This is a genomic window from Paenibacillus sp. J22R160, assembly GCF_059692135.1.
Map to the genome: position 1 here is coordinate 236,271 of NZ_JCAUAU010000005.1, position 22,343 is coordinate 258,613.

The window sequence follows — 22,343 nt, forward strand, 5'->3', positions numbered from 1 at the left end:
AGCCTGAAGCTTGTAAGTTTCCTAAGCATTTTCGTTAGGAAGCCATCTATACACTACCCCTTAACGCTACCGAGGACAATCCCTTTAACAAAATACTTCTGCAGGAAGGGATACGCCAAGATAATGGGAAGGGAGCCCAAGAAGATCTGTGAGGCTTTCAGCGTCCGATCAGATATGAGAGCCATATTAATGGCATCGTCACGTGATATATTCGTTAAATTTTGTTGAATGACGATCGTTTGAATATAGCTTTGCAACGGGTAATGACTAGGGTCTCCCATAAGCAGGAGGCCGTCAAACCAACTGTTCCAATGTTCTACCATGGAAAATAAGGCAAGCGTTGCAAGAGCAGGCTTAGATATCGGCACATAGATTTTCCAGAGTGTCGTCCAGTAGCTTGCACCGTCCATGACTGCTGCCTCCTCCAGCTCCTTTGGCACCTCTCGAAAGAAATTAAGCAGCAGAACTATGCTGAATACGGGAACCGCACCGGGCAGCACGAGCGCCCAAATCGTATCAAGCATATTGTACTGCTTAAGTGTTGAATACCAAGGGATCAAACCACCGTGAAAGAGCATGGTGATGAAGAAAATCCAAGCGTAAACCATTCGCATGCGAAACGCCTTCGTTTCCTTGGATAAAGGAAATGCGACGAGGATGGTTAAAAGCAAATTTAATGGCGTCCCGATCGCAATGCGCTCCAACGAAACAAGCATGGACTGCCAAAATGCTTCCCGGCTAGCCGTAAACTTGTAAGAGGCCAATGTGAAGTCAACCGGCCACAGTTTCACATGACCTGCTGCCGCAGCCGTACTTGAACTAAACGAAACAGCAACGATATGAATTAACGGGAGGACACATATTAACGATACGATGATGAGAAAGGACACATTCAGAACGGAAAACCACTCGAATCGGAATCGACGGTTGGGTACCCGGATGTAGGTATCAGACACAGAACTGGGTGATGGTTGTACCACGGTTTTCCCTCCTCCTAGAAGATTCTATATTTTGCAAACCGATAAGCCACAAAGTACGAACTTGAAATCAATATAAGCGAAACAAGTGATTTGAATAGTCCAACGGCTGTTGCAACACCGTATTGAGCATCCAACAATCCGATTCGATAGACAAAAGTATCCAGTATATCACCGCTTTCATACACCTGAGGGCTATATAAATTGAACACCTGATCAAAGCCTGCGTTCAAAAGCTGTCCTAAACTGAGAACTGACAACAATACGATGACCATTCGCATGCCGGGCAGCGTAATATGCCATACCTTATGCCAGCGGTTTGCGCCGTCAATCGTGGCAGATTCGTATAAGCCAGGGTCAATGCCCGTGATAGCCGCCAAATAAACGATAGTTCCATAGCCAAAATTTTTCCATATATCCGATGATACGAGCGTAAACGGAAACCAGCTATTGTCACCAAGGAAAAATATCTTATTCAAACCGAAAGCGCCCAACAGTTGGTTAACAATACCGCTAGACGGCGATAAAATATCAATAAGTATCCCTCCAAGAACAACCCAAGAGAGGAAATAAGGTAAATAAATGGTTGTTTGCACGCTTCTTTTAATGACCTCATTCTTCAATTCGTTAAGAAGAATGGCGAAGATAATTGGTACAATTAAGCCTAGAATAAGTTTAAGACTTGAAATAAAGAGGGTATTCCACAGAACCTGATTAAAGCTGGGAAGGTTCATGACATATCTGAAATTATCCAATCCCACCCAACGCTGGTCACCAAACAATCCCTTTGCAGGAATGAATTTTTGAAATGCAATGACAATTCCCGCCATTGGGACATATGAGAATAGCACAATGAGTACTAATCCCGGTAACATCATTAGGTGCAGCGGAAGCTCTCTCCACATTTTCCCGATACCCATAAAATAACCTCCATTGTATCATGCATAAAAAGCAGAGGAAGGATGGTTAACCCGTCCTCTGCCCGTATCTACTTCTTCGTTGCTGCATACCAATCATTGACTTCTTTCGTAATTTGCTCTCCGCCTAACTTAGTCCAGTCTTTCACAAACTTATCGAATTCATCAACAGAGCCGCCCATAATGATTTTGGTGTATGTCTCATTCATCAATTTTTCTAAAGTCGATTTCCGCTCAACCATCGTTGGCGTAGGTGCGCCTACGAATTTATCCATCAAGAATTGACTATTTTTATCGTACTGGTCAACGACCCCTTCAGAACCTTCCGGACCATAAATGCGTTCCCATCCCCACAATGCAAACCCTTCTTTTGAACCCGAATTGAAAGCCTCTATCTTGCCTTGAATAGTTTTAGCTTCTCCCTTCAGGGTCGAGAAGTCGTTCGCTTTACGCGCCGCATCGATCGCTCTGAATGCCTCTACATTTTTCTTAACCGGGCTCGGAGTTACCGGCGACAGTTGCCATACACTTTCTGCTTCCGGCGGTGCATAATATTTGTCAAACTCCGCTGTTTTGCCAAAGTTTTTCTCCAGATGCATATTAAACAGCTTGATAACCGCCTCAGGATGCTTGAAACCCTTTTTAACCGCAAAAAATTTGCTTGTACTGAACCTCAAAGGAACCTTAGGTGTATCGCCGGACTCCGAAACGATCGGGAATGCCCGCCATTGAGCACTAGGGTCATTGTTACGGTTCAATTGAAGCGGCCAGATGGAGTTCCACTGTTCGCCATACTCCATTCCGATCTTGCCAGCAGCGATTTGCTCAGATACCTTACCGCCGTCTTTAATCCCGAATTCCTGATCAATTTCTCCATTCTTAAACATGCTTTGAAGGGCTTGAAGCGCTTTCTTAACTTCCGGTTGAATACCGCCAAACATCAGCTTTCCGGATGCATCGGTAATCCACAAATTCGGATAAGCCTTATACCCTGCCATGAACCCCTCTAAGCCTATAGCTCCTCCCCACAAGGCTTTGTTTAAACCGAGGCCAAATGTATCTTTTTTCCCATTGCCATCCGGATCCTTCTCGGCAAATGCTTTTGAAATGGTTTGTACATCAGCCATCGTCTTTGGCGGCTGCAATCCTAATTTATTAAGCCAATCCGTACGAATCCAGATAAACATAGCACGTTCAAGCGAGGAGTCGACCTGCGGGATCGCCATCAGTTTGCCATCAATCGTTGCAGCATCGAATGGGCTTTTTCCCTCTTGCGATAAGATCTCTTTGGTTAGGGGAGCCGCATATTTCTCATATAAAGCTGTCATATCTTCAATTTGACCGGAATCTGCTAATTGCTTTAATTGAGTCGCGTTCACTGGAATAATATCAGGCAGATCGCCGGAGGCTAGCGTTACATTCAGTTTCTGTAAATATTGATCAGAAGTATCGCTCCCCTTTACGACCCAGTTGTTTTTAATATTGATCCCGAGCTGCTCCTTATATAGACGTGTCCATCGGTTGTCTTCAAATGTTTCGCCTTTTAGCACACCGAGTACGTTATTCTCAACAACATCGCTGAGGTTCCTTACAAACGACACCTCAATAGGCGGATCATACTTGCCAAGCGGTTCTACATTTGCACTTTTCACATCGGTATTTCCGGCAGTGCTCACTGCTTCTTTCTGTTCAGTACTGGTTGAATTGTTCTGGCTGGTGCATGCTGATATGAGCGTTGTTATGGCAAGTAAGGATACAGATAACGCTTTCATTTTGTGTTGGTTTAGCTTCATGTACATCCCCCTATATTGAGTATTTAAAGCTATCACTGCAGTGACGTGTTATGTTTTCATTATAGGGTTGGTATAACAACCAAACAATGTACAACTCTTTACTTTACTTACCAGATCTTGTTGTATTGTAAGCGTAATCATTGTGTGTAAAGACCTACATAATATCAAACATCTTCTAGTTCCATATTCACATCGACTAACAATCCTTTAAAGACGACTTGACTATTCGCGTTACAAATGATTGAATTATTTGTGAATAATCGATAATAAGAACCGGAGAGGTGTATATGGAGATCATATCCATGCATTACGGGAAGCACTGCGTTTCAGAATGGAGATGGCAGGTTCCCGTCGGTTGTCATCCAGGGTTTACCTTGTGGAGTATTTGGGGTGGAGAAGGTCAAATCATGTTGGGCAAGAACTGCTACAAATTAAGCATAGGTGATGTTTTTCTTATAAATTACAAAAAAGATGTCGACGCCTATCAAACTGAACATACCAGGCTTGATGTACGTTATATAGATTTTACTTTACGGAATCCAAACATCTTGTATGACTTGCCTGAGCATCGTCATTTTGATCAATATCACTTTGTACTAGAGCTTTTCAATCGTTTTCGTTTAGCCGAAGAGAGAACTAGCTTGCATCAAATGAGAATATGGCTGGAAGCACTTCTTACGGAATATCAACATATAACGGCAACAACTGCCGGAGCTTATACAATAAAAATTGATGAGCTATGCCGCATGTTTCAACAACATCCACAGCTGCAGTATGATATGAGCGAACTTGCCCAGAACTTTTCTCTTACGACAGATCATTTTATTCGTATTTTCAAACAGGAACGCGGCGTTACGCCTTACGCCTACCTGCAGCGCTGCAGACTGGAAACTGCCAAAACTCTGTTGCGCATGTCTACTCTCAGTATCACGGACATAGCTAGCAGTTGCGGTTTTTCTGATATCTATAATTTTTCTCGGTTTTTTCAGTCTAAAACAGGAATGTCTCCAAGCAGATTTCGCATTTAAAATGCTTTAACAGTCCATCATTCAAATTTGACCGGCGTGCCATTTTCAGCGCTCAAGTAAACCATATCTAACATTTGTGTGATTTTAAGTCCCTGTTGAGGCGTGCAAGGTACCTCTTCATCATTAATAATGGCATCCAGAAACGCTTGTCGAACATTCGGCATTTTTGAAATAACCTTATCATCTATAGGAATGTCTTGGACTTCTCCGCCGATTTCCAAAAATACTTTGTTGCTTGAAGCATTCCTGTCTCCAACTACAGTATGCAGGACCGCACCTCCTTTTGAGCCATAAATCCGTGTTGTAATCGCCTCATTCTCTCGGTTGCTGGCCCAGGATGCTTCCAATTCAAGCATAGCCCCGTTCGTCATACGGAACATAGCTACCCCCATGTCTTCGAGCTCGAAGTTATGAATGCCTTTGCGCGCAGCCTCGTCCTTGGAGACCTTGCAATACGTGTTTCCTAGTACCCATTCCGGTTCTGGATATCCGCAAAACCACATAGCACGGTCAAGCACATGGACACCAAGATCAATTAGAGCTCCACCACCGCACACTTCTTTTCCAGATGAAAGCGGATACCACCATGGCACTCCCCGCCTTCGCTGCCACAACGTCCGTACATAATAGATATCGCCGAGCTTGCCTTCGTCAATCACGGATTTTAACACTTGGCATTCGTGTAGAAATCGCTGATTGAAGTTGATCATTAACTTCTTGTTGTGCTTTTGAGAAGCATCAAGCATTTTCCTTCCCTCTGCCGCATTTCTTGCCATAGGTTTTTCACACAGCACATGCACGCCCGCTTCCATTGCCTGAATGGAAAGTCTCATATGTAAAAAATTAGGAACGGCAAGACTAATCGCATCCAAATCTTCCTCTTTCAACATCTTTTCGAAATCCGTATATTTTTTTGAAATGTTATATTTATCTCCTATCTCTTTCAGTCTTGATTCATCAACGTCGCACAATACAATTTCTTTAACGGTGTCGCTGCTAGCGTAGTCTTTAACATGACTTGCTCCCACAGTTAATCCGACAACACCTACTCTAAATTTTCTAATGCTCAATCTTATCCCCCCCATTATTTTATTGAAGAAGCATATATCACGATAATTCTTAAATCCCCGGGACCATTGTTAATAAGGCCGTGGCTGCCGGTTGCACGGCAGACGCTTATGTCGCCGGCCGACATCTCGTATTGGTTGCCATCAAGCTCCATGATTCCGTGACCAGAAATACAGTAATACCACTCTTCCATGGGATCATCGCTGTTATGTTGGTGATATCCAAAGGTAGAACCTGGCGGGATTATATCGTCATGAATAAATTTGATGTACTGCCTATCGCTTGATGACACCGTTTGAATAATATCCTTTAATTGATAAGGACCTGTCCCACCATGGCAATTTTGTCGAGTCTCATACGCTTGTGACTTATTGTAGATAAAATCCGTTTTTTTCATAAAGTAACTCCTTTCAACTTGAGTTGTGATCAATATTTTTTACAAATTAATCATAGGCTTGACAAACTGGAATGTAAATGTTGAAAGGCGATATGTTTTATGAAAAATCGATATGAGTGTAATACCCAAGAAATTATTTTCAAAGACACACATCATTGTTTAGCCGTTTCATTATGACCTTTGCGTAATCGACACATTCTGAAAGACGAACCCGCACATTGTCCCCATGATCCGCAACATCCAAGCAGCCCAAAATGTTCATCTGCGTCGACTTCCCCGACCCCGATGGACCCATGATAGCCACGAACTCGCCGTGGTCGATCCTAGACTAACACCTATTCAAATACTCTTTAGTCGTCTTATCATCAGTAAAATCTGCAGCCTCTGTTTATCGTTTGAATAAATGAGTTTGAATAAATGATATAATAACTATGCATATTGCATCTTCTGTATGTGATTAATATTTATTCCAAATCGGAGGAACGATGAAAACTGATATAGAAATGAAAGGCCAGGGCATTCAATCTTTGGAAATTGGAATGGAGATTATTAAAAAAATTGACGAAGCTGATAGCCCGCTATCGATAACTGAAATTTCTGAAATATGCAACATATCCAAAAGTAAGCTTCATCGATATCTAACGAGCTTTTGTCGTTCAGGATTTTTACAGAGGGATTCCTCACTTCGTTATTCCATTGGAACAAATCTTATTATGATGGGAATTAAGGCCTCTAAAAGATTGGATATCAAGGACCACGCAAAACAAACATTAGTTAACTTGAGAGAAGCGCTAAATGAAACAGTTTTTTTGTCCATTTGGGGTGGAAATGGCGGTCCTTATCCAATTGAATTATTAGAGAGCAAACGTTCCATAAAAATCGGGATTAAAGTTGGCGAACAAGCTAGTACAATACTTACTACATCTGGAAGGTTATTCGCTGCATTTTTGCCTGAACAACAAACAGATCAATTAATACAAAAAGAATTAATTGAATATCAAATGGATCCAGCAGTATTTAAAGAAGAAATCTCAAAAGTCAGGATAAATGGATATTCGATTACGAATCAGACTTTGGTTCCAGGAATCATAGCAGTTGGGTGTCCGATATTTGATCGGAAAAATAATATCATTGCGACTATCTCAATTGTAGGAATATCAGGAGTAATAGATATATCTAGTAATTCAGAAGTTATCGGCCTATTAAAAAAAGAATGTATACTATTGTCTCAATCTTTAGGGTTCGATCCTATCTAATCCCATTTTTCTAATAATCGTGCAAAGTCTTCGATTGTATCAATATCATCAGGATATGAATTCATACTATCTACGCAAGTAACATACTTAAAATTATCGTTAATAATTAAACTACCTCCCCTATCTCCGTCTAAAAGGGCAATATCTGAAAAAAAATGCTTAGAGAACAGAATTGGGTGACCAATCTTATTATCCATATAACGAGTTTGAATGATAATTTTCGAATGACCTTTAGTTTCGCTGTAAATCTCCTGAAAACGTTCGATAACTTTTTCAATGTCATCCCCGTTTAATTCAGGTTGATCACCGAGTACAATAATCACAGCATCAGCAGTTTTGGGAATTTGCTTGACTCCAAGAGCCAAACTATACCCAATTCCCCTCTCTGGTTTGGAGTTATATACATTATCGCAATTACATTGCTTATTTATATGACTTCGTTCTTCATCTCCAGCAGGAATTACAGTTAAAACGCTTCTTAAGGAGGAGTTTTGAGCTGTTATCAAAACGTGTTCTAGCAACGGGGCATTTTGCCAAGAAAGAAGGAGCTTTTGTTTCCCCATTCGTCTAGAAAAGCCACTTGCTGGAACTATTCCATATACCTCTACTGGTGCACCCGATTTCATTCATTCATCAATCCTTTAATTAGATTTTCCTACTCAAGAAAACCATGTGATCGGTGGAATTCTCAATTATTCCAACGATCACATGGTTTTCTCTACTACCAGTATTCCAATTTTGACTGTTCTTCACAAGCTTAAGCGGTACTATTTCTCTAATGAATAGAGATGCTTCATTACCTCATCCACAGGCACGACATCCGCATATTTCTGCTGCATATCAAAGAGATTAATAGCATGCGAAGCTATCCCCCGGTCAAACGCACACTCCTCTGGAACAATTACCTTGTAATTATTTGAGAAAGCATCAATGACAGTGGCACGTACACATCCACTAGTCGTACAACCCGTAATAATCACAGTATCAACTTCGCGCGATGTAAGATAGGAAATCAAAGGCGTTCCAAAAAAAGCGCTTGGTTTTTTTTTGGATATGACAATCTCTCCGTATTGAGGTTTCAATTCATCGACGACTTTCGTGCCCTTTTCACCTTCCAACAATGCTGGATGATCAAAAATATTCCCTTTGATCGCAACGCGATCATTAGATGAAGTTTTACTGCCCTCGATAACGGTGAAAAATACAGGAAGTTCCGCTTTTCTGGCTTCATGCAGAAGCGGTTTAATATGAGCAATGGCTTGCCAACTTCTTTCTCCGCAACTTGTTGGATACTTTTGAATGGATTCCTCGATATATTCTGGCGAATCCCCTGTAAAACCGTATTGCACATCGACAATAATTAATGCTGGCTTCTTGCCAATGCCCATCATCGTACCCAACCCTGCCTCTTGGTATACCTTCCTATCCTGCTCATCCAAATAGTTATCCCATATCCGATTCACCAAGTTCTCCCCCTATCCGTAGGTAATAATCCGATCATGATCCACCGTCAGCCGTACAAGAAGATTGGGTTCAGCAAGCTCCACTTGTTTGCCGCTTATATCTTGATCGGTCATTCCACGTGCGCTGCAAGAAATTCTCGATAGATAAATTCTCCCTCCACCGTTTATAATTGTGTTGTAAGAATCACGCAAAGAGGTTACACCATCGCCAACCCCGATTACGCTGTCCAACATATCGTCACGCAGCAGTTGAACAGCACTTCCAGCTAGAAACATAGAGACGTGGTGCCCCTCATTAATTACTGTTTTGGCGATAAGAAATGCACGATCTGCTTGAGTAGGCGCCTCAGGTCCATGTGTTGAATGAATAAGAATTTTTGCCACTATTACTCCTCCTTAATTAATATCCTCTGGACAAAAGATATCCTGCGTTAGGAACCACCGGCTTTAAATTCAACTGTCTTAGTATCTGATAGACGGTTGAGGTTGCAGCGGATAGAACGGGAAGATTCAGTTTATCCTCAACCTTTTGAATCGCAGGAAGAGACTGCATTTGGACACATGCCGACAATACAACCGCATCCGCATTACTTGTATTTAATCCATTTACGATCTCAACTAAATTTAAAGGATCTAGCTTACCAACAGCTAAATTATCGGATATTTCTAAACTGATCGCATCCGTTACTTCAATGCCGATAGCTTCGATATAATCAACAACTAATTTCGTCAGCGGCTCCATATAAGGGGTTATAATGGCTACTTTCTTTGCTTCCAAAGCATTAATTCCTTCGATTAGAGCGCCTGCACTGCTTATTACTGGTACAGCTGTACCATTGTTCTTTGCAATATTGGACAGACGTCCTTCAGAGAGACAATGATAACCAGGACCTTGAGACATGATGGCTACAAGGCAGGCATAAGCCAGTGCATCGCAACGTGCATCGGATAGCTCCAATGCGCAGCGGTCGCTGTCAGCATCCATCTTTGCCAGCTCTTCCTTCGTGACATGCATCATGCGCATGCGGCTGGAGTGATAAGTAAATGTCTCATCCGGTGCTACTCGTGCTCGCGATTGAAGCATTGCCGGTATTTCTTTTTCCATGGTCGTATTTGAACTGGGAACAATCAAACCGATACGGTATTCTTTATTCATTATTGTTCCTCCGCATTTTACATCAGATTTATTAAGCATTTGCAGGTATTAACTTCCAGGTTGTTGGCTCCATTTTGGCTTCTTCCATAGCTTGACATACTTCTTCATGTGAGCCATAACGGATATCTGGAATTTTACGCAGCATTACAGTCGTCTCTACGACGGAATTAAAGGGAAAAGGATCTAAAACAACTGTTCCATTACCTTGACCCTGAACCGTTATCATTTCCCCAACACTATCCAACGTTTGCCGTATGGGACCCAAAATGAACTGGTTCTGCGTATCCAGGGTATGCATAGATACATACTGAGAAAGTCGATCCATAAATTGTAAAATCTCGTAATTCATCCACAAATTATCTTCAAATCGGCTTCTGCGTTCTGTTTTACTCCACAAATTCATCTTCAAATCTACCCAAGCCTTCTGATTTTCACGGATGTGCGCATCCATAAAAGGCATCAAATCTTTGGGAATGTTAAATGTGAATGATGGATCGTATCCAAAGCGACTTGTGTATAAGCCAATCCAATGCATACCTACCAATAACCCTGCATAGGTATCCTCAGCTTTGACTTGCTCGTAGCCCATGCCGTAAAACTCTACATGGTCAAGCAGATTAATACTGAGAAAGGGAGTGGGCTGTCCGGTTTCGGAATTGAACAGCACCTGTGCATCCGAATCTACCCAGCCAATATCGTGCTTTTCTACCGCCAAGCATAGGGAATCAAAAAACTCAGTACGTGCAAATTGTGCATTTCCCCAACGCTGTGCAACCTCTCCCGCCTGAATAGAATGATCATATTGATTGACAATATGTAAATATCCATCATGCTTAGTGATAAACATAAATTGGCTTCTCCCCTCAATCATTAATTAGAATCAGTAAAGACAAATGAACGATCGATTTCTAATGGTTTATCCATTGTATATAGCTGCTTATAAGTATTGACTATGTCAGGCATTTTATTGGCCATTCTGAACATAAGTGGTGCTAAATCTTTCTTAACCGGTTCTCTTGTTAAAAATTTTTCTAAAGTTACTTGAAGATTTTGTATCATTTTCACTTCTTTTTCACGTCTTTTTTGTACCTGTTTAAGAGTTTCAAGGGATAAATCGTTATTCTTAAATCCTTTATAAATGACATCCGCCGCAATAACTGCACTTCCCATGGCAAGCGTGCTGCCTACTGCTCCCCACGGAGTTACACAATGTGCTGCATCGCCAATAAGCAAGCAGCCGTCTTTTGCCCAATCCTTGACATATCTCATTTTGCATAATAGCAACACGAATGACTTGAAATCTGTCATAGGTTCCAAATACGGTCTGAGAATCGGCAAATCTTTAATAATTCTTTGCTTGAAAACTTCAATGCCTTCGTCTTTAATTTTTTGAAACTCTCCTCGGGTCAAAGAAATCCCGCATTGGATATAGCCGCCCAGCTTAGGCAAAAATAAATAATTATAGTGATTTTGGAAGTGAAAATGGTAAATATTATAATTCCATGACTCTGGTTTTTCAAAAGAGAACCATAAAAGATCGTTCACATAGTAATCGAGATCCAGCTCGAAATTGGCCAGCTTCTCCATAGTTGAATTTCGTCCATCCACGCCTACAGTGATTTTGGCGTTGATATTTAATTCGCCCTCATGATCCGACTCCTCTGTTTCTCCAGTGACCTGCGCAAAGACGCCAACAATTTTTTCTCCGTCTCTCAGTAACTCCTTTACTTTCGTATTAAACTTGAGCTTGAAGTTGGGATAGAGATTTGCTTTCTCAAGCAATGCCGCAAGCAGCGTCGGTTGAGTGAGTCTTGAACAATAGGTGTTTTCTACCAAGGAGTTAAAGGCGAGTTTCAATATTTCCATTTCATTATGGAAAACGACGACTTCCTCAATTTTCACATGCGAACTCGTTTCTATATAATCTAACAAATTAAGCTGACTCATCAATTGAATAAAACGCGGTTGCGTAATTTCTCCTCGGTACTCTCTATGAAAATCTGCATTTTTCTCTAATACCAATACGTCAATGCCTTGCTTCGCAAGCAGTAACCCTAAGAGCATTCCAGCAGGGCCTGCGCCGACTATGCACACATCACAATTGATTTCTTTATTTAAACTTCCCATGATTACAATCACTTCTCCTTTCAAAATAAGCTCTCATCATATGTTCCAAGCTATCCTCCATCCAGCGTACAGGCGCATGTACCATTCTCGCAGCCCATGTAATGAGAATCCTCTACATAGAAAATGGCTTTCGCGCCGTCTGTTGAAAATGCGCAGCAACATTCGACTCCAAATGTTCGTAAGCTTGAGATGCATCACTTAGAATAGCTTCCACGGCAACAACACCAGGCAGCTTGCGCGCCTGCTCCAAATTGATATCCCGTATGCGCGCATGATCATGCGGACTTCTTGAGAAAGCTGCGGTAAGTGTTCCCGAAATGTCCAGGTCTGCAATCATGTACCCATTGCCATGATTTAGACGAGGATCATTTTTTCGTTTAATGGCTTTCCCAACATAATGCATGGTTACACCTTCTCTATCGCTATTGGACCTTTTATTAATGCTTCTCTAATCACTTCAGTACGTATAGGCAAAGAAGTGAGATGAATAGGATACGCATCCAGAGCATTCATAACAGCGTTCGCAATCGCCGGAGCAACAGCTACAGTTCCTCCTTCACCTGCGCCTTTGACGCCAAGAGGGTTCAAAGGCGAAGGGGAATTTTCCAAAATTTCAATCTCGATTTCCGGCACTTCCATTGAACTTGGCAGCAAATAATCCATAAATGTACCCGTTATTAGCTGTCCATTATCATCGTATCGAAGTTCCTCATACATAGCTCCCCCCAGTCCTTGCGCCATGCCGCCAACAAGCTGACCATGAACCAATAAAGGATTAATCGCCTTGCCTAAATCGTAAGCAATGTAATATTTCGCAATCTTAACTTTGCCTGTTTCCTGATCAATCTCAACTTCTGCAGCGTGAATGCCATAAGGATACGTCATGTGATCGGCCTTAAAGGTGTAGGGCTCACGAAGCTCGATCCCTTGTTTTCTACATTCCACCACCATATTGTGCAACGGGCAAAGGTTGTGCCCATTTGAAATTTGGATAATGGTTTCATGCACGATGTCAAGATCATCCAATGGAAGATTGAATTGCGCAGCTGCCACCTGCAATATTTTGTTTTTAAGAGCCCCAGAAGCAAACCAAGCAGCAGAACCTCCCACAGCTGTGCCACGGGTTGCAAAAGAGCCGTGACCCTTTTCCACTTTGTCCGTATCTCCATGTATGACCTTCACTTTGGAATAAGGAATTCCTAACTGATGGGAGCAAATCTGAGCTAGCGCGGTCTTTACCCCTTGACCAACATCGGCTAGCCCTGTTTTGCAAATGACTTCTCCGCTCTCCAGCAACTCAACCTCAGCGAACTCCCACGGTCCCAGCCCTGATTTCTCTACGAACATCGCAAATCCTAGCCCAATCAGCTTGCCTTCATCCCTTGCTTGAAGCTTGCGAGCCTCAAAACAGTTCCAATCCATCGCACGGCGCGCCGTATTCAAAATAGACGGATAGTCGCCGCTATCATATTTAACCTCTTGACCGAGCGCGATAATACCATTCGTATATGGCATTTGTTCCGGACCGATCAAATTTCTTTCTCTAACCATAGTCGGGTCAAGGCCCAATTTCTTTGCAACCATATCGATAACTCGTTCACGTACAAAGGTGCCTTCAAATCTTCCTGGACCACGATAAGTTCCAACAGGCGTTTTATTCGTTGTAACCACGTGTGTAATAAGTTCGATTGCCTGGAAATCGTATGGCCCCGGAAGCATCCCCTGGGTCAATTCAGGAACAGTGACACCATGTGTGCGAATATAAGCGCCTGTATCCACAAAAATCTCATCTCGCAATGCATGGATCCGTCCGCTTTCATCAAACCCAACCATGACACGGTGTTTTTGTTCGCGGGAATGGTTCGTAGCCTTCATATGCTCAAGCCGATCTTCGATCCACTTTACGGGGCGTCCCACTAGCAGTGCGGCGTAGGGAATTAAGTAATCCTCAGGATAAAATTCTCCTCTCGGCCCAAAACCGCCGCCAACATCCGTTTCGATGAAACGAATATCCTGAATATTTTTATTTAAAAGCCTGGCAAGAATCTGGTGATTGAAGTGAACGACCTTTGTCGGTCCATAAACGGTCAGCCGATTATCTTCTCCTACCCATGCGAGCAGGCCCCGCGTTTCCATAGGAATACCGGAATGACGCTGAATATATAGCTCTTCTTCCAGCCTATAAGAACATTTTCTCAATTGCTCTTCGATAGAGCCCTTTGTGGAATGGATAACAAAAACATCATTGCTTTCCATTTCAGGATGCAGCAAGCAAGTATCCGGTTCAATAGCGGTATACACATCGGTGACCGGTGTCAACGGTTCGTAGGTGATGTGGATGAGATCGGCAGCATCTTCAGCTTTATATCTTGACGTTGCGAGAATAAGCACCACAGGTTCCCCTACATAACGAACCTTATCTTTCGCTAGCGGGAATTGCAAAGCTTTGGTCAACGCATCATTAGGCGCCAGCCTCATCGGAATAGGTGGCAGATCTTGAGGCAGATCACGACCTGTCATCACCAGGAGAACACCTGGGAATTTTATCGCTGCTTCAACGTCAATCCCAATAATATCCGCATGTGCATGCGGACTTCGCACAATGAAAGCTTCACATTGATTGGGCAGCTTGATGTCACCGACATATTGACCCTTTCCTATAAGTAGCCTCGGATCTTCAATCCGCTTCACGCTAGTGCCAATGGTCATACATTTACTTCCTTTCCGCGTAGACGACCTGTACAGTACTTGAATCTGTTGCACTTTTTTTATTCTTACTTAGCAAATCTGCTGCCATCTCCACGGCGTCGACGATATTTTGATATCCTGTACATCGACATAAATTCCCTGAAATTCCTTCTCGGATTTCTTCACGGCTAGGATGAGGATTCTCCTCAAGAAAATGACAAGCCGAAATAAGAAACCCTGGTGTGCAGAACCCGCACTGCAAGCCGTGCTTCTCCCAGAATGCCACTTGCAGCGGATGAAGCGTACCGTCAGGATCCGCTAATCCTTCTACAGTCACAATATTCGCCTGATTCGCCTGAACGCCAAAAACGAGACAAGACCGAACAGGTCGACCATCCATCATAACCGTACATGCCCCGCAAATTCCGTGTTCGCAGCCGACATGCGTACCAGTCAATCTCATCTCATCACGAAGGACATCGGATAATAGCATTCGAGGCTCAACCATTATGCTTCGCTCTATTCCATTCACAGTTACTGTGATGTTTTTCAAGTTATTTTGCGTCATGCTCCCACCTCCGTAAAATACTGAAGTTCTGTTATCGATTTAATGCCCTTTCAGCTGCACGCTGCAATACGCGTCTGCCATACGTCACGCATAAATCCTTACGATATTCAGCAGATGCATGAAGATCAGGCTCTGGATCAACCAATTGTTCGATTTTATTACAGCACTCTTCGATAAGCTTACTATCAGGAATATTCCCTATAAGCCCAGCGGTAACTTCATTCAACAGCACAGGGACTCCATCTACGCCCCCTAACCCAAGAATCGCTGTTTCCACCCTCCCCTGTTCATTCAAAGTCACGGACGCTGCAGCCAGAACAATGGCGAAATCTCCTTTGCGCAGCGTAAATTCATCAATTGCAAATCCCGTATTCACAGGGGGACGTGGAAGTTGAATCGATACCAGAATTTCATTTGCTTCGATCGTGGTTGTCAAATAGGTCAAGAAGAGCTCCTCGGTTGTTAGCGTTCGAACCCCTTCGGATGAAGCAAGTGTAACGGTAGCTCCAAGTGTGCTCAGAATAACAGGTAGTTCGGCTGTTGGATCGGCGTGTGCCACACTGCCCCCAATCGTCCCGCGAGATCGGATCTGAGAATGACCAATCAATTTCATTCCTTCTGTAATCAAGGGACATATTTGCTGAATTTCTTTCGAATGCTCCACCTGATAATGACGGGTAAGTCCCCCAATTTGAATATCCTCTTCCGTAACGCGAATGTATTTGAGTTCTTCAATTCCATTAATATCAATTAAAACTTTAGGACGAGCTAGACGCATATTCATCATGGGAATCAAACTTTGTCCTCCTGAGATGATTTTTGCATCATAACCAAACTGATCTAATAACATGAAAGCTTCCTCTAGCGTCGATGGAAAATGATACTCAAACTCTGCCGGTTTCACACTATCCCTCTTTCCTCACAAGACTGCCAAGAAAATGCTTACATTAGATTTTACTGAGCTACCTAATCAAGTTTTTAGTTTCACTAGCAACTTTTTTAAAAAAATCTTTAACAATCATTTTCGCTATGCCCGATAAGATTCGTTGGCCAACACTTGCTACAAGTCCTCCTACCTTAGCCTCGCCATCATAACGGATTGTGGTTTTGGGGTAGCTGTACGCCAATTCAACGATTGCGTCCCCTTCAATAAATCCCATTTTACTGTCAGCTTTTATTAGGATACGGTATCGGCTCGGTTCAGATTTCTCAAAAATCTTAATTTGCGCCTCATAATCGCCACGAACCGCTGCAATGCCAAGGCTAATCTCTGCATGATAGGAATCCTGTTCGATTTCTGTTATAACTTTGCAGCCTGGCGTTGCTTTCTTTAGAACTTCAGGATCATTCAAAGCGTTCCAAACATCTTCTTGGCTAGCATCAACAATGATTTCTCCTTGAACCTTCACTTTTAAAACCACCTTTTTTAATCAAATTTTGTCTTTTCTTAAAAAAATTATAAAATATACACTCGACAGTTGTGAAATACGTCATTCGTATGAAGTGATAAACTTTATAAATAACCGAAGGAAGAGCTCACATCATCTAACTGCACGATCCAAAGTAACTTTGATCTGATTTGAATCATTCCTTACTTTTAGCAATTCCGCTATGACACTGATACTAATTTCATCAGGTCCTTCTGCACCAATATTTAATCCAATAGGCGAATGAACAAAATCCGGTAAATGCTTATTGGAAATTAAACGTTCCGTTCTTCTTCTAGGTCCTAATACGCCAAGATATAAGGTGGGAGATTTTAAAAGATACGCTAAGATTTGTTGATCCCATTTAAAATTATGAGTCATAACAAGCACGTAACTCATACAAGGAATCTGTCTCTTAGCAAAGAAAGACTCCGGATGCTCAATGACTCTAAAATCAGCCGTTGGGAAATTTTGTTCTGTACAGCGACTGCTTCTAGGATCAATAACTGTGACAGAGAAGTCCAATTGTGATGCGAGTTTAACTAACGGCTCTGCATCTGGACCAGCCCCAAAAATGTATAGTTGGTCTTTGGGGATGTATTGTTCAAGTAAGAAATCACTCTCAAGTTCATCTATTTGTATGAACTTTACTTTTTCGCCGCTTACAAAAAATTGTTTTAAATAAGGGATAAGCGTTTGCTGAATCATTGTATCTTCACCATAACCGAAAATTTCTCCATCACTAGAATAGACTAACAAAGTCTCTTGTTTCATTTTTCCCTTGACGCATTTTGCAGAAACTAAACTCACATTTTTTTCTAATAACTGGAAGATATACGGCCATAATGGAGTATATTGTTTAACCCTATTTAATTCCCAGGACATAGGTTCAATGTAAACCTCTATAGCTCCATCACAACCTGCTCCTTGCCCCCAAGAAAGATCATCCTCGGATTTTAAATCATAGATAACAGACTTAGCTTTACGTGTCGCGATCACTTCCTGAGCCTGACAGATCAAATCTTCTTCCAAACACCCCGCACTGATCGTTCCGAAATAGTTGCCGTCTTCCCCTATTAACATTCTGGCGCCTTCACGCCTATAGGCAGAGCCATCGACTCGAATGATTGTTGCCATTGCAAATGTTCGATCTTTTGCTTCCTTCATTTTCATTAGTAGCCTATAAAAATCATTCACTGTAGTCACGTCCTCCGAACAAGTTTGAGTTACAATTTTTATTCATTTAGAATCAATTCATTTATAGTGAATATAAATTTACTATTAATAAATAGGTGTTATAATAAAATGAGTCCATTATTAATAAAATAAAATGCAGACCTATAAGGAAGGGGAATATTGCTATGAATTTACTGCATTTAGAAACATTCTTGAGTGTGTGCAGGAATGGAAATTTTACTGAGGCAGCAAAACAACTTTATCTTCCCCAGCCTACAATATCGAACAGAATTAGTTGCCTGGAAGATGAACTGGGTCAAGAGCTCTTTATCAGAGGGGATAAAGGAAAACGGTGCGTGGAATTAACGCGTGCAGGAAAGACATTTCATCCATATGCTGAGCTGGTTATCGAAACCATGAATATTGCCAAAAGGGAGATCAATCAAGACGTTACTGAAAAATTAATGACGATTGGCAGTTCAGTAGCATTAACTCATCCTTTTATTTATGAAAAAATTAATTTATTGAATAACGTTCATAAGAATATTAACTTTCTGATCATGGATCATTCCCTAATAACAAAAGCACTAATCGATGAAGTGATTGACATGGCTTTTATCATGGAGCCAATTAATACCAAGGAATTAAAATCATATCCTGTTTATAGTGAAAGGGTTGAATTGATTGTTTCCAGCAATCATCCTCTGGCTAGAAGAAAACAACTGGATAATCGAATGGATTTAGAGGATGAATATGTTATTTTCTACAAGGCGGTATTTAAAGATGTTACCGATATTAACCAGATCACCTATAAAAAAAGAGTAGTTACCAATCAAATTGAACTAGTAAATTATCTCATTACGAACTCTAACGGAATATCCTTTCTTCCTCCCTCCTACTTTGAAGTTGAAATCAAGAAGGGGACATTAGTCCATATCCCTATTCATAACGAAATATTAAATAAAAAAATTCAATATTTTCTGGTATCCAGAAAGAACGAAATATTTTATAAGGATATTATCTTATCTGTATCTGCAAGGTAGAACGAATATCAAAAATAATAGAGACAAAACCAAGTTCTTATCGTATGAACAATTTGGATTTTGTCTCTATTATTTGAAGAATCGGGCCAAAAGTTGATTCAAACTTAGAGGATGTCATTATCGCAAAAAAGAACAGAAAATTCTGAAGATTACATTTTTACAAATCATTCTTCCTACTGGAAGATTCTCTTTTAATAATCTTATGCTCTAATACCAGGTGCTTTGAATCAATTCTTACTCCCTTTATTCGCTCATCGAGCAAACTGACTGCGGTAGCTCCGATCTGATAAGCAGGAATGGATATGGTACTAAGCGATGGCTTACTTATTTGCGAAAAAAAGACATCGTCACAGCCTATTACGGCAACATCTTCCGGTACGTCCAAGCCTCTTTTCTCAATAGCATTTATAGCCCCCAACGCAATTAAATCATTGTAGGCAAATACCGCAGAAGGCTTATACTCGTCAATAACTGTCCCCATCTGTTGACTACCCGATTCATAATCAAGCGTACCAATGCTGACAAAAGGTTCAAGCCCTGCATGTCTCATGGCGTCAAGGTACCCCTGTTTTCGTTTCTCCGCTGATTGAAACATGCTCGAAACAGTCAAATGACCTATTCGCTGATGACCTACGGATATTAGGTATTCAACAACTTCATATGCGGCTTTGTAATTATCAATAGCAACTGCGTCAAAAGGAGCATTAGAGATTATCCGATTACATAATACTATAGGAGTTTGTAAGTTGGTCAATTCGTTGATCTGATCTTCATTAAGTATTGACGAAGTAAGAACAATGCCGGCAACTTGCTGCTCCGCCATTTTGTGAATATAGTCATACTCCATACTTGGTTCGTTATCCGTATTACTTATAAACAATGTGTACGCTAGATGATGAGCAGCATCTTCAACACCACGTGCAAGTACAGGAAAAAAAGGATTGGTTATATCAGGCAAAATCAATCCGATCATGTTGGTTCGACTATTAGCTAAATTTCTTGCAACTACGCTTGGGCGATAACCCAACTCTTCAATCACTCTTAATACGCGCTCTTTATATTCTTTCTTTACCTGCGGATTATTGTTGAGAACGCGTGATACAGTAGCCTTAGAGACGTTAGCCAATTTAGCAACAATGTTAATATTCGGCTTCACTCTTATCCCCCCAATGGAAACCGGTTTCTATCCTAAAAATTAACATAACTTCTTTTAAGTTTCAAGTGTGCGTATATAAATAATGGACATGATTGAAACCTTCATATAAGGGTTCACCTAGCCAGTCCCCGCTTGTCCATTCGTTTCATGATTTACGTCAAATCTAAGCTAAAGTAACTAAACAATACGACTTAAGAAATGTTGTAAAAATCGTTCTGCATCCACTTCCAGGCTTACATGCATATTGGGCGCAGATTCTGGAGCAGACCGAAGATCTCCCACTGTTCTACCTGTAGAATATATGCCTTCTATGTCTACCTGTACATGCATGGGAACCTGTTTGACAAAACTCGGGTCAATGGCAACACCTACCGCGAGAGGATCGTGGAGTGCGCAGCCACCAAAGCCTGCACGATTGCGTTCATAAGCCGACATATAGAATTCAGTAATATTTGCTAAAAAGTTGGACAGCTTCGTACCTTTATCCCGCCATTTTTGCAACTGACTATGTGGAAGCAACGTTTTCATCGTGACATCCAAGCCAACTAAAGTAATCGGAATCCCAGAACGAAAAACAAATTCAGCCGCTTCCGGATCCCCATAAATATTTGCTTCCGCAGTCGGGGTATGATTCCCTGGGACTGTAACAGCACCTCCCATAATAACTACCCGATCCACAAGCTCAATAATTTCAGGAGCACTCATTATTGCAAGCGCGAGGTTCGTAAGCGTTCCTGTTGTGATTAATGTCACTTGATTTGGCAATCTTTTTATCTGCTCTACCATAAAGTTCGCAGCATGATCCTGACTGGCTTTTCTCTTGGGGGCCGCATTGATTGAGTTGCCCAATCCGTTATCCCCATGATAATGGGTCGAGAAAACCTTCAAATGGTTACGAAAAAGCGGTTTGTCCGCACCAGGGATCACCGGGATATCACTTCCTGCATACTCGAGCACAGTAAGCGTATTGCGTGTCGCCTCCTCAACAGAGATGTTTCCGAAACACGTAGTCACTCCCAATACTTCAAGCTCAGGCGAATGAAGCGCATAGGTAATCGCCATCGTATCGTCAATCCCCGTATCCACATCCAATATAACTGGTTTCATTCTTTGATTCCCCCTCTTAGATCATTCTTCTTGACTACTTGCTCAATACTTCACATAAATGATTGATAAAACGATTCGAATCGAGATCTACGCACACGGAAGCATTGGTGACAGTTGGGGGTCTTCTTAAATCAGCAATGGTTGCTCCGACGGACAGCTTCCCTTTCGTTTCAATTCGGATCAAATGTTCTTCGGTCTTTACCAAACTAGGATCAACCGCTGCCGCTACCGCCAGCGGATCGTAAAGCGGTATGCCGTAGTTATCATCTGAATTGGCATATGCCTGACAATAAACATCCAAGATGTGTTCGATGAATTCAGCCCCTTGCACTTTACCTGCTATTACTTGCCGCTTCAGTTTTATCACATCTTTTTCTTCCAAAATTTCTTTCATCATGACATCTAGACCAACCATCGTTAACGGTATGCCCGATTCAAATACACGATGAGCAGCTTGCGGATCTCCCCAGATATTTGCTTCAGACACAGGAGTTACATTTCCTGGTACACGTAGCGCTCCACCCATCAATACCAGCCGTTTTATTTTCCCTGCAAGGGTCGGGTCTTTGGCCAAGGCCATCGCCAAATTGGTTAGTGTGCCTATACAAACAAGCGTAATTTCATGTTCATCTTCATTGACCTTCCGCACGATAAAATCCGCCGCCTTTTCTTCCAAAGGCTTCTTCTTCGGAGAAGGAAATAAATAACCGGCAATACCGTCCTGCCCATGAATGGGAGTCTCCCATTTCCGGAATAATGGGCGGTCCGCACCCATGACCACTGGAATTTCGTAAGGCGCAGCCAACTCAACAATCTGCAATGCAGTAGTCGTCGCTTGATCGACGGTAACATTCCCAAAGACGGTTGTAATACCCTCAAGTTGAATATGATCCGATTTCAAGGCGTATAGTACAGCTATTGCGGCATCAATCCCCATTTCCACATCCAAAATCATTTTGGTAACTGTCATTGGTTCCACCTTCTTTGTCTAATTTT

General features: G+C 41.8%; 23 protein-coding genes and 1 pseudogene. 3 read left to right on the plus strand and 21 right to left on the minus strand.

The features are described from left to right. Positions 1–53 precede the first annotated feature (53 nt). From AC58UW_RS14765 to AC58UW_RS14775, 3 genes are all read right to left on the minus strand, one after another. The gene (locus tag AC58UW_RS14765; RefSeq protein WP_497421526.1) at positions 54–941 is read right to left on the minus strand and encodes a carbohydrate ABC transporter permease; all 888 of its coding nucleotides are present in this window, start codon (positions 939–941) and stop codon (positions 54–56) included. 53 nt (positions 942–994) lie between these two features. Next, entirely contained in the window at positions 995–1,897 is a 903-nt protein-coding gene (locus tag AC58UW_RS14770) for an ABC transporter permease (RefSeq protein WP_161409719.1), read from the minus strand. Between the two features lie 68 nt (positions 1,898–1,965). Continuing rightward, on the minus strand, positions 1,966–3,687 hold the full coding sequence (locus AC58UW_RS14775; RefSeq protein WP_497421398.1) for an extracellular solute-binding protein: 1,722 nt from the start codon (positions 3,685–3,687) through the stop codon (positions 1,966–1,968). Positions 3,688–3,974: 287 nt separating this feature from the next. Here AC58UW_RS14775 and AC58UW_RS14780 point away from each other — a divergent pair, with 287 nt between their 5' ends. Continuing rightward, positions 3,975–4,715, plus strand: coding sequence for a helix-turn-helix transcriptional regulator (locus tag AC58UW_RS14780; RefSeq protein WP_497421399.1), 741 nt, complete (start codon positions 3,975–3,977; stop codon positions 4,713–4,715). A gap of 17 nt (positions 4,716–4,732) precedes the next feature. Here the strand turns inward: AC58UW_RS14780 and AC58UW_RS14785 are convergent, their stop codons facing one another. The 3 genes and pseudogenes from AC58UW_RS14785 to AC58UW_RS14795 form a co-directional block, all read right to left on the minus strand. Beyond that, positions 4,733–5,785: a Gfo/Idh/MocA family protein gene (locus AC58UW_RS14785; RefSeq protein WP_497421400.1), complete on the minus strand. Its 1,053-nt coding sequence runs from the start codon at positions 5,783–5,785 to the stop codon at positions 4,733–4,735. A gap of 14 nt (positions 5,786–5,799) precedes the next feature. Then, positions 5,800–6,180 (minus strand): cupin domain-containing protein, encoded by a 381-nt coding sequence (locus tag AC58UW_RS14790; protein WP_497421401.1) that lies wholly within the window; start codon positions 6,178–6,180, stop codon positions 5,800–5,802. A 220-nt stretch (positions 6,181–6,400) separates the two neighbouring features. After that, a pseudogene (locus AC58UW_RS14795) lies at positions 6,401–6,502 on the minus strand (ATP-binding cassette domain-containing protein); the annotation flags it as partial. Between the two features lie 163 nt (positions 6,503–6,665). On the opposite strand from AC58UW_RS14795, the gene AC58UW_RS14800 reads away from it, so the two are divergent. Beyond that, positions 6,666–7,436 carry an IclR family transcriptional regulator gene (locus AC58UW_RS14800; RefSeq protein ID WP_497421402.1) on the plus strand — a complete coding sequence of 257 codons (771 nt, stop codon included), beginning with the start codon at positions 6,666–6,668 and terminating at the stop codon, positions 7,434–7,436. Here the strand turns inward: AC58UW_RS14800 and AC58UW_RS14805 are convergent. From AC58UW_RS14805 to AC58UW_RS14860, 12 genes are all read right to left on the minus strand, one after another. Next, a complete protein-coding gene (locus AC58UW_RS14805) occupies positions 7,433–8,062 on the minus strand; it encodes a nucleotidyltransferase family protein (RefSeq protein WP_497421403.1) in 630 nt (209 codons plus the stop codon). The two genes, AC58UW_RS14800 and AC58UW_RS14805, sit on opposite strands and share 4 nt — an antisense overlap. A 141-nt stretch (positions 8,063–8,203) precedes the next feature. Continuing rightward, the gene (locus tag AC58UW_RS14810; RefSeq protein WP_497421404.1) at positions 8,204–8,899 is read right to left on the minus strand and encodes an isochorismatase family protein; all 696 of its coding nucleotides are present in this window, start codon (positions 8,897–8,899) and stop codon (positions 8,204–8,206) included. A 12-nt stretch (positions 8,900–8,911) separates the two neighbouring features. Next, the gene (locus AC58UW_RS14815; RefSeq protein WP_497421405.1) at positions 8,912–9,283 is read right to left on the minus strand and encodes a DsrE family protein; all 372 of its coding nucleotides are present in this window, start codon (positions 9,281–9,283) and stop codon (positions 8,912–8,914) included. A 16-nt stretch (positions 9,284–9,299) separates the two neighbouring features. After that, a complete protein-coding gene (locus AC58UW_RS14820; protein ID WP_497421406.1) occupies positions 9,300–10,055 on the minus strand; it encodes a maleate cis-trans isomerase family protein in 756 nt (251 codons plus the stop codon). 31 nt (positions 10,056–10,086) lie between these two features. Further along, a complete protein-coding gene (locus AC58UW_RS14825) occupies positions 10,087–10,902 on the minus strand; it encodes a DUF3891 family protein (RefSeq protein ID WP_497421407.1) in 816 nt (271 codons plus the stop codon). A 23-nt stretch (positions 10,903–10,925) separates the two neighbouring features. Next, positions 10,926–12,206 (minus strand): FAD-dependent monooxygenase, encoded by a 1,281-nt coding sequence (locus tag AC58UW_RS14830; RefSeq protein WP_497421408.1) that lies wholly within the window; start codon positions 12,204–12,206, stop codon positions 10,926–10,928. 88 nt (positions 12,207–12,294) lie between these two features. Then, positions 12,295–12,585: a hypothetical protein gene (locus AC58UW_RS14835; protein WP_497421409.1), complete on the minus strand. Its 291-nt coding sequence runs from the start codon at positions 12,583–12,585 to the stop codon at positions 12,295–12,297. 2 nt (positions 12,586–12,587) lie between these two features. Continuing rightward, the gene (locus AC58UW_RS14840; protein WP_497421410.1) at positions 12,588–14,891 is read right to left on the minus strand and encodes a xanthine dehydrogenase family protein molybdopterin-binding subunit; all 2,304 of its coding nucleotides are present in this window, start codon (positions 14,889–14,891) and stop codon (positions 12,588–12,590) included. 4 nt (positions 14,892–14,895) lie between these two features. Further along, on the minus strand, positions 14,896–15,438 hold the full coding sequence (locus tag AC58UW_RS14845) for a (2Fe-2S)-binding protein (protein WP_497421411.1): 543 nt from the start codon (positions 15,436–15,438) through the stop codon (positions 14,896–14,898). Positions 15,439–15,469: 31 nt separating this feature from the next. Then, positions 15,470–16,342, minus strand: coding sequence for an FAD binding domain-containing protein (locus tag AC58UW_RS14850; RefSeq protein ID WP_497421412.1), 873 nt, complete (start codon positions 16,340–16,342; stop codon positions 15,470–15,472). 58 nt (positions 16,343–16,400) lie between these two features. Then, positions 16,401–16,847 (minus strand): SRPBCC family protein, encoded by a 447-nt coding sequence (locus tag AC58UW_RS14855; RefSeq protein ID WP_497421413.1) that lies wholly within the window; start codon positions 16,845–16,847, stop codon positions 16,401–16,403. Between the two features lie 132 nt (positions 16,848–16,979). Beyond that, positions 16,980–18,032, minus strand: a complete 1,053-nt coding sequence (locus tag AC58UW_RS14860; RefSeq protein ID WP_497421414.1) for an XdhC family protein — start codon at positions 18,030–18,032, stop codon at positions 16,980–16,982. 194 nt (positions 18,033–18,226) lie between these two features. On the opposite strand from AC58UW_RS14860, the gene AC58UW_RS14865 reads away from it, so the two are divergent. Beyond that, positions 18,227–19,084, plus strand: coding sequence for a LysR family transcriptional regulator (locus AC58UW_RS14865; RefSeq protein ID WP_497421415.1), 858 nt, complete (start codon positions 18,227–18,229; stop codon positions 19,082–19,084). Positions 19,085–19,241: 157 nt separating this feature from the next. On the opposite strand, the gene AC58UW_RS14870 is transcribed toward AC58UW_RS14865, so the two are convergent. The 3 genes from AC58UW_RS14870 to AC58UW_RS14880 all read right to left on the minus strand — a co-directional run bounded on the left by AC58UW_RS14870 (position 19,242) and on the right by AC58UW_RS14880 (position 22,317). Continuing rightward, a complete protein-coding gene (locus tag AC58UW_RS14870) occupies positions 19,242–20,240 on the minus strand; it encodes a LacI family DNA-binding transcriptional regulator (RefSeq protein ID WP_497421416.1) in 999 nt (332 codons plus the stop codon). Between the two features lie 177 nt (positions 20,241–20,417). Then, positions 20,418–21,347 (minus strand): nucleoside hydrolase, encoded by a 930-nt coding sequence (locus AC58UW_RS14875; protein ID WP_497421417.1) that lies wholly within the window; start codon positions 21,345–21,347, stop codon positions 20,418–20,420. A 34-nt stretch (positions 21,348–21,381) separates the two neighbouring features. After that, a complete protein-coding gene (locus AC58UW_RS14880) occupies positions 21,382–22,317 on the minus strand; it encodes a nucleoside hydrolase (protein ID WP_497421418.1) in 936 nt (311 codons plus the stop codon). Positions 22,318–22,343 lie beyond the last annotated feature (26 nt).

Coding starts and splice junctions, on each gene's coding strand:
- AC58UW_RS14860 (WP_497421414.1), bottom strand. CDS start 18,032: ATGAAGGAAGCAAAAGATCGAACATTTGCAATGGCAACAATCATTCGA.
- AC58UW_RS14880 (WP_497421418.1), bottom strand. CDS start 22,317: ATGACAGTTACCAAAATGATTTTGGATGTGGAAATGGGGATTGATGCC.
- AC58UW_RS14780 (WP_497421399.1), top strand. CDS start 3,975: ATGGAGATCATATCCATGCATTACGGGAAGCACTGCGTTTCAGAATGG.
- AC58UW_RS14805 (WP_497421403.1), bottom strand. CDS start 8,062: ATGAAATCGGGTGCACCAGTAGAGGTATATGGAATAGTTCCAGCAAGT.
- AC58UW_RS14865 (WP_497421415.1), top strand. CDS start 18,227: ATGAATTTACTGCATTTAGAAACATTCTTGAGTGTGTGCAGGAATGGA.
- AC58UW_RS14800 (WP_497421402.1), top strand. CDS start 6,666: ATGAAAACTGATATAGAAATGAAAGGCCAGGGCATTCAATCTTTGGAA.
- AC58UW_RS14820 (WP_497421406.1), bottom strand. CDS start 10,055: ATGAATAAAGAATACCGTATCGGTTTGATTGTTCCCAGTTCAAATACG.
- AC58UW_RS14825 (WP_497421407.1), bottom strand. CDS start 10,902: ATGTTTATCACTAAGCATGATGGATATTTACATATTGTCAATCAATAT.
- AC58UW_RS14840 (WP_497421410.1), bottom strand. CDS start 14,891: ATGACCATTGGCACTAGCGTGAAGCGGATTGAAGATCCGAGGCTACTT.
- AC58UW_RS14845 (WP_497421411.1), bottom strand. CDS start 15,438: ATGACGCAAAATAACTTGAAAAACATCACAGTAACTGTGAATGGAATA.
- AC58UW_RS14770 (WP_161409719.1), bottom strand. CDS start 1,897: ATGGGTATCGGGAAAATGTGGAGAGAGCTTCCGCTGCACCTAATGATG.
- AC58UW_RS14790 (WP_497421401.1), bottom strand. CDS start 6,180: ATGAAAAAAACGGATTTTATCTACAATAAGTCACAAGCGTATGAGACT.
- AC58UW_RS14775 (WP_497421398.1), bottom strand. CDS start 3,687: ATGAAGCTAAACCAACACAAAATGAAAGCGTTATCTGTATCCTTACTT.
- AC58UW_RS14835 (WP_497421409.1), bottom strand. CDS start 12,585: ATGCATTATGTTGGGAAAGCCATTAAACGAAAAAATGATCCTCGTCTA.
- AC58UW_RS14875 (WP_497421417.1), bottom strand. CDS start 21,347: ATGAAACCAGTTATATTGGATGTGGATACGGGGATTGACGATACGATG.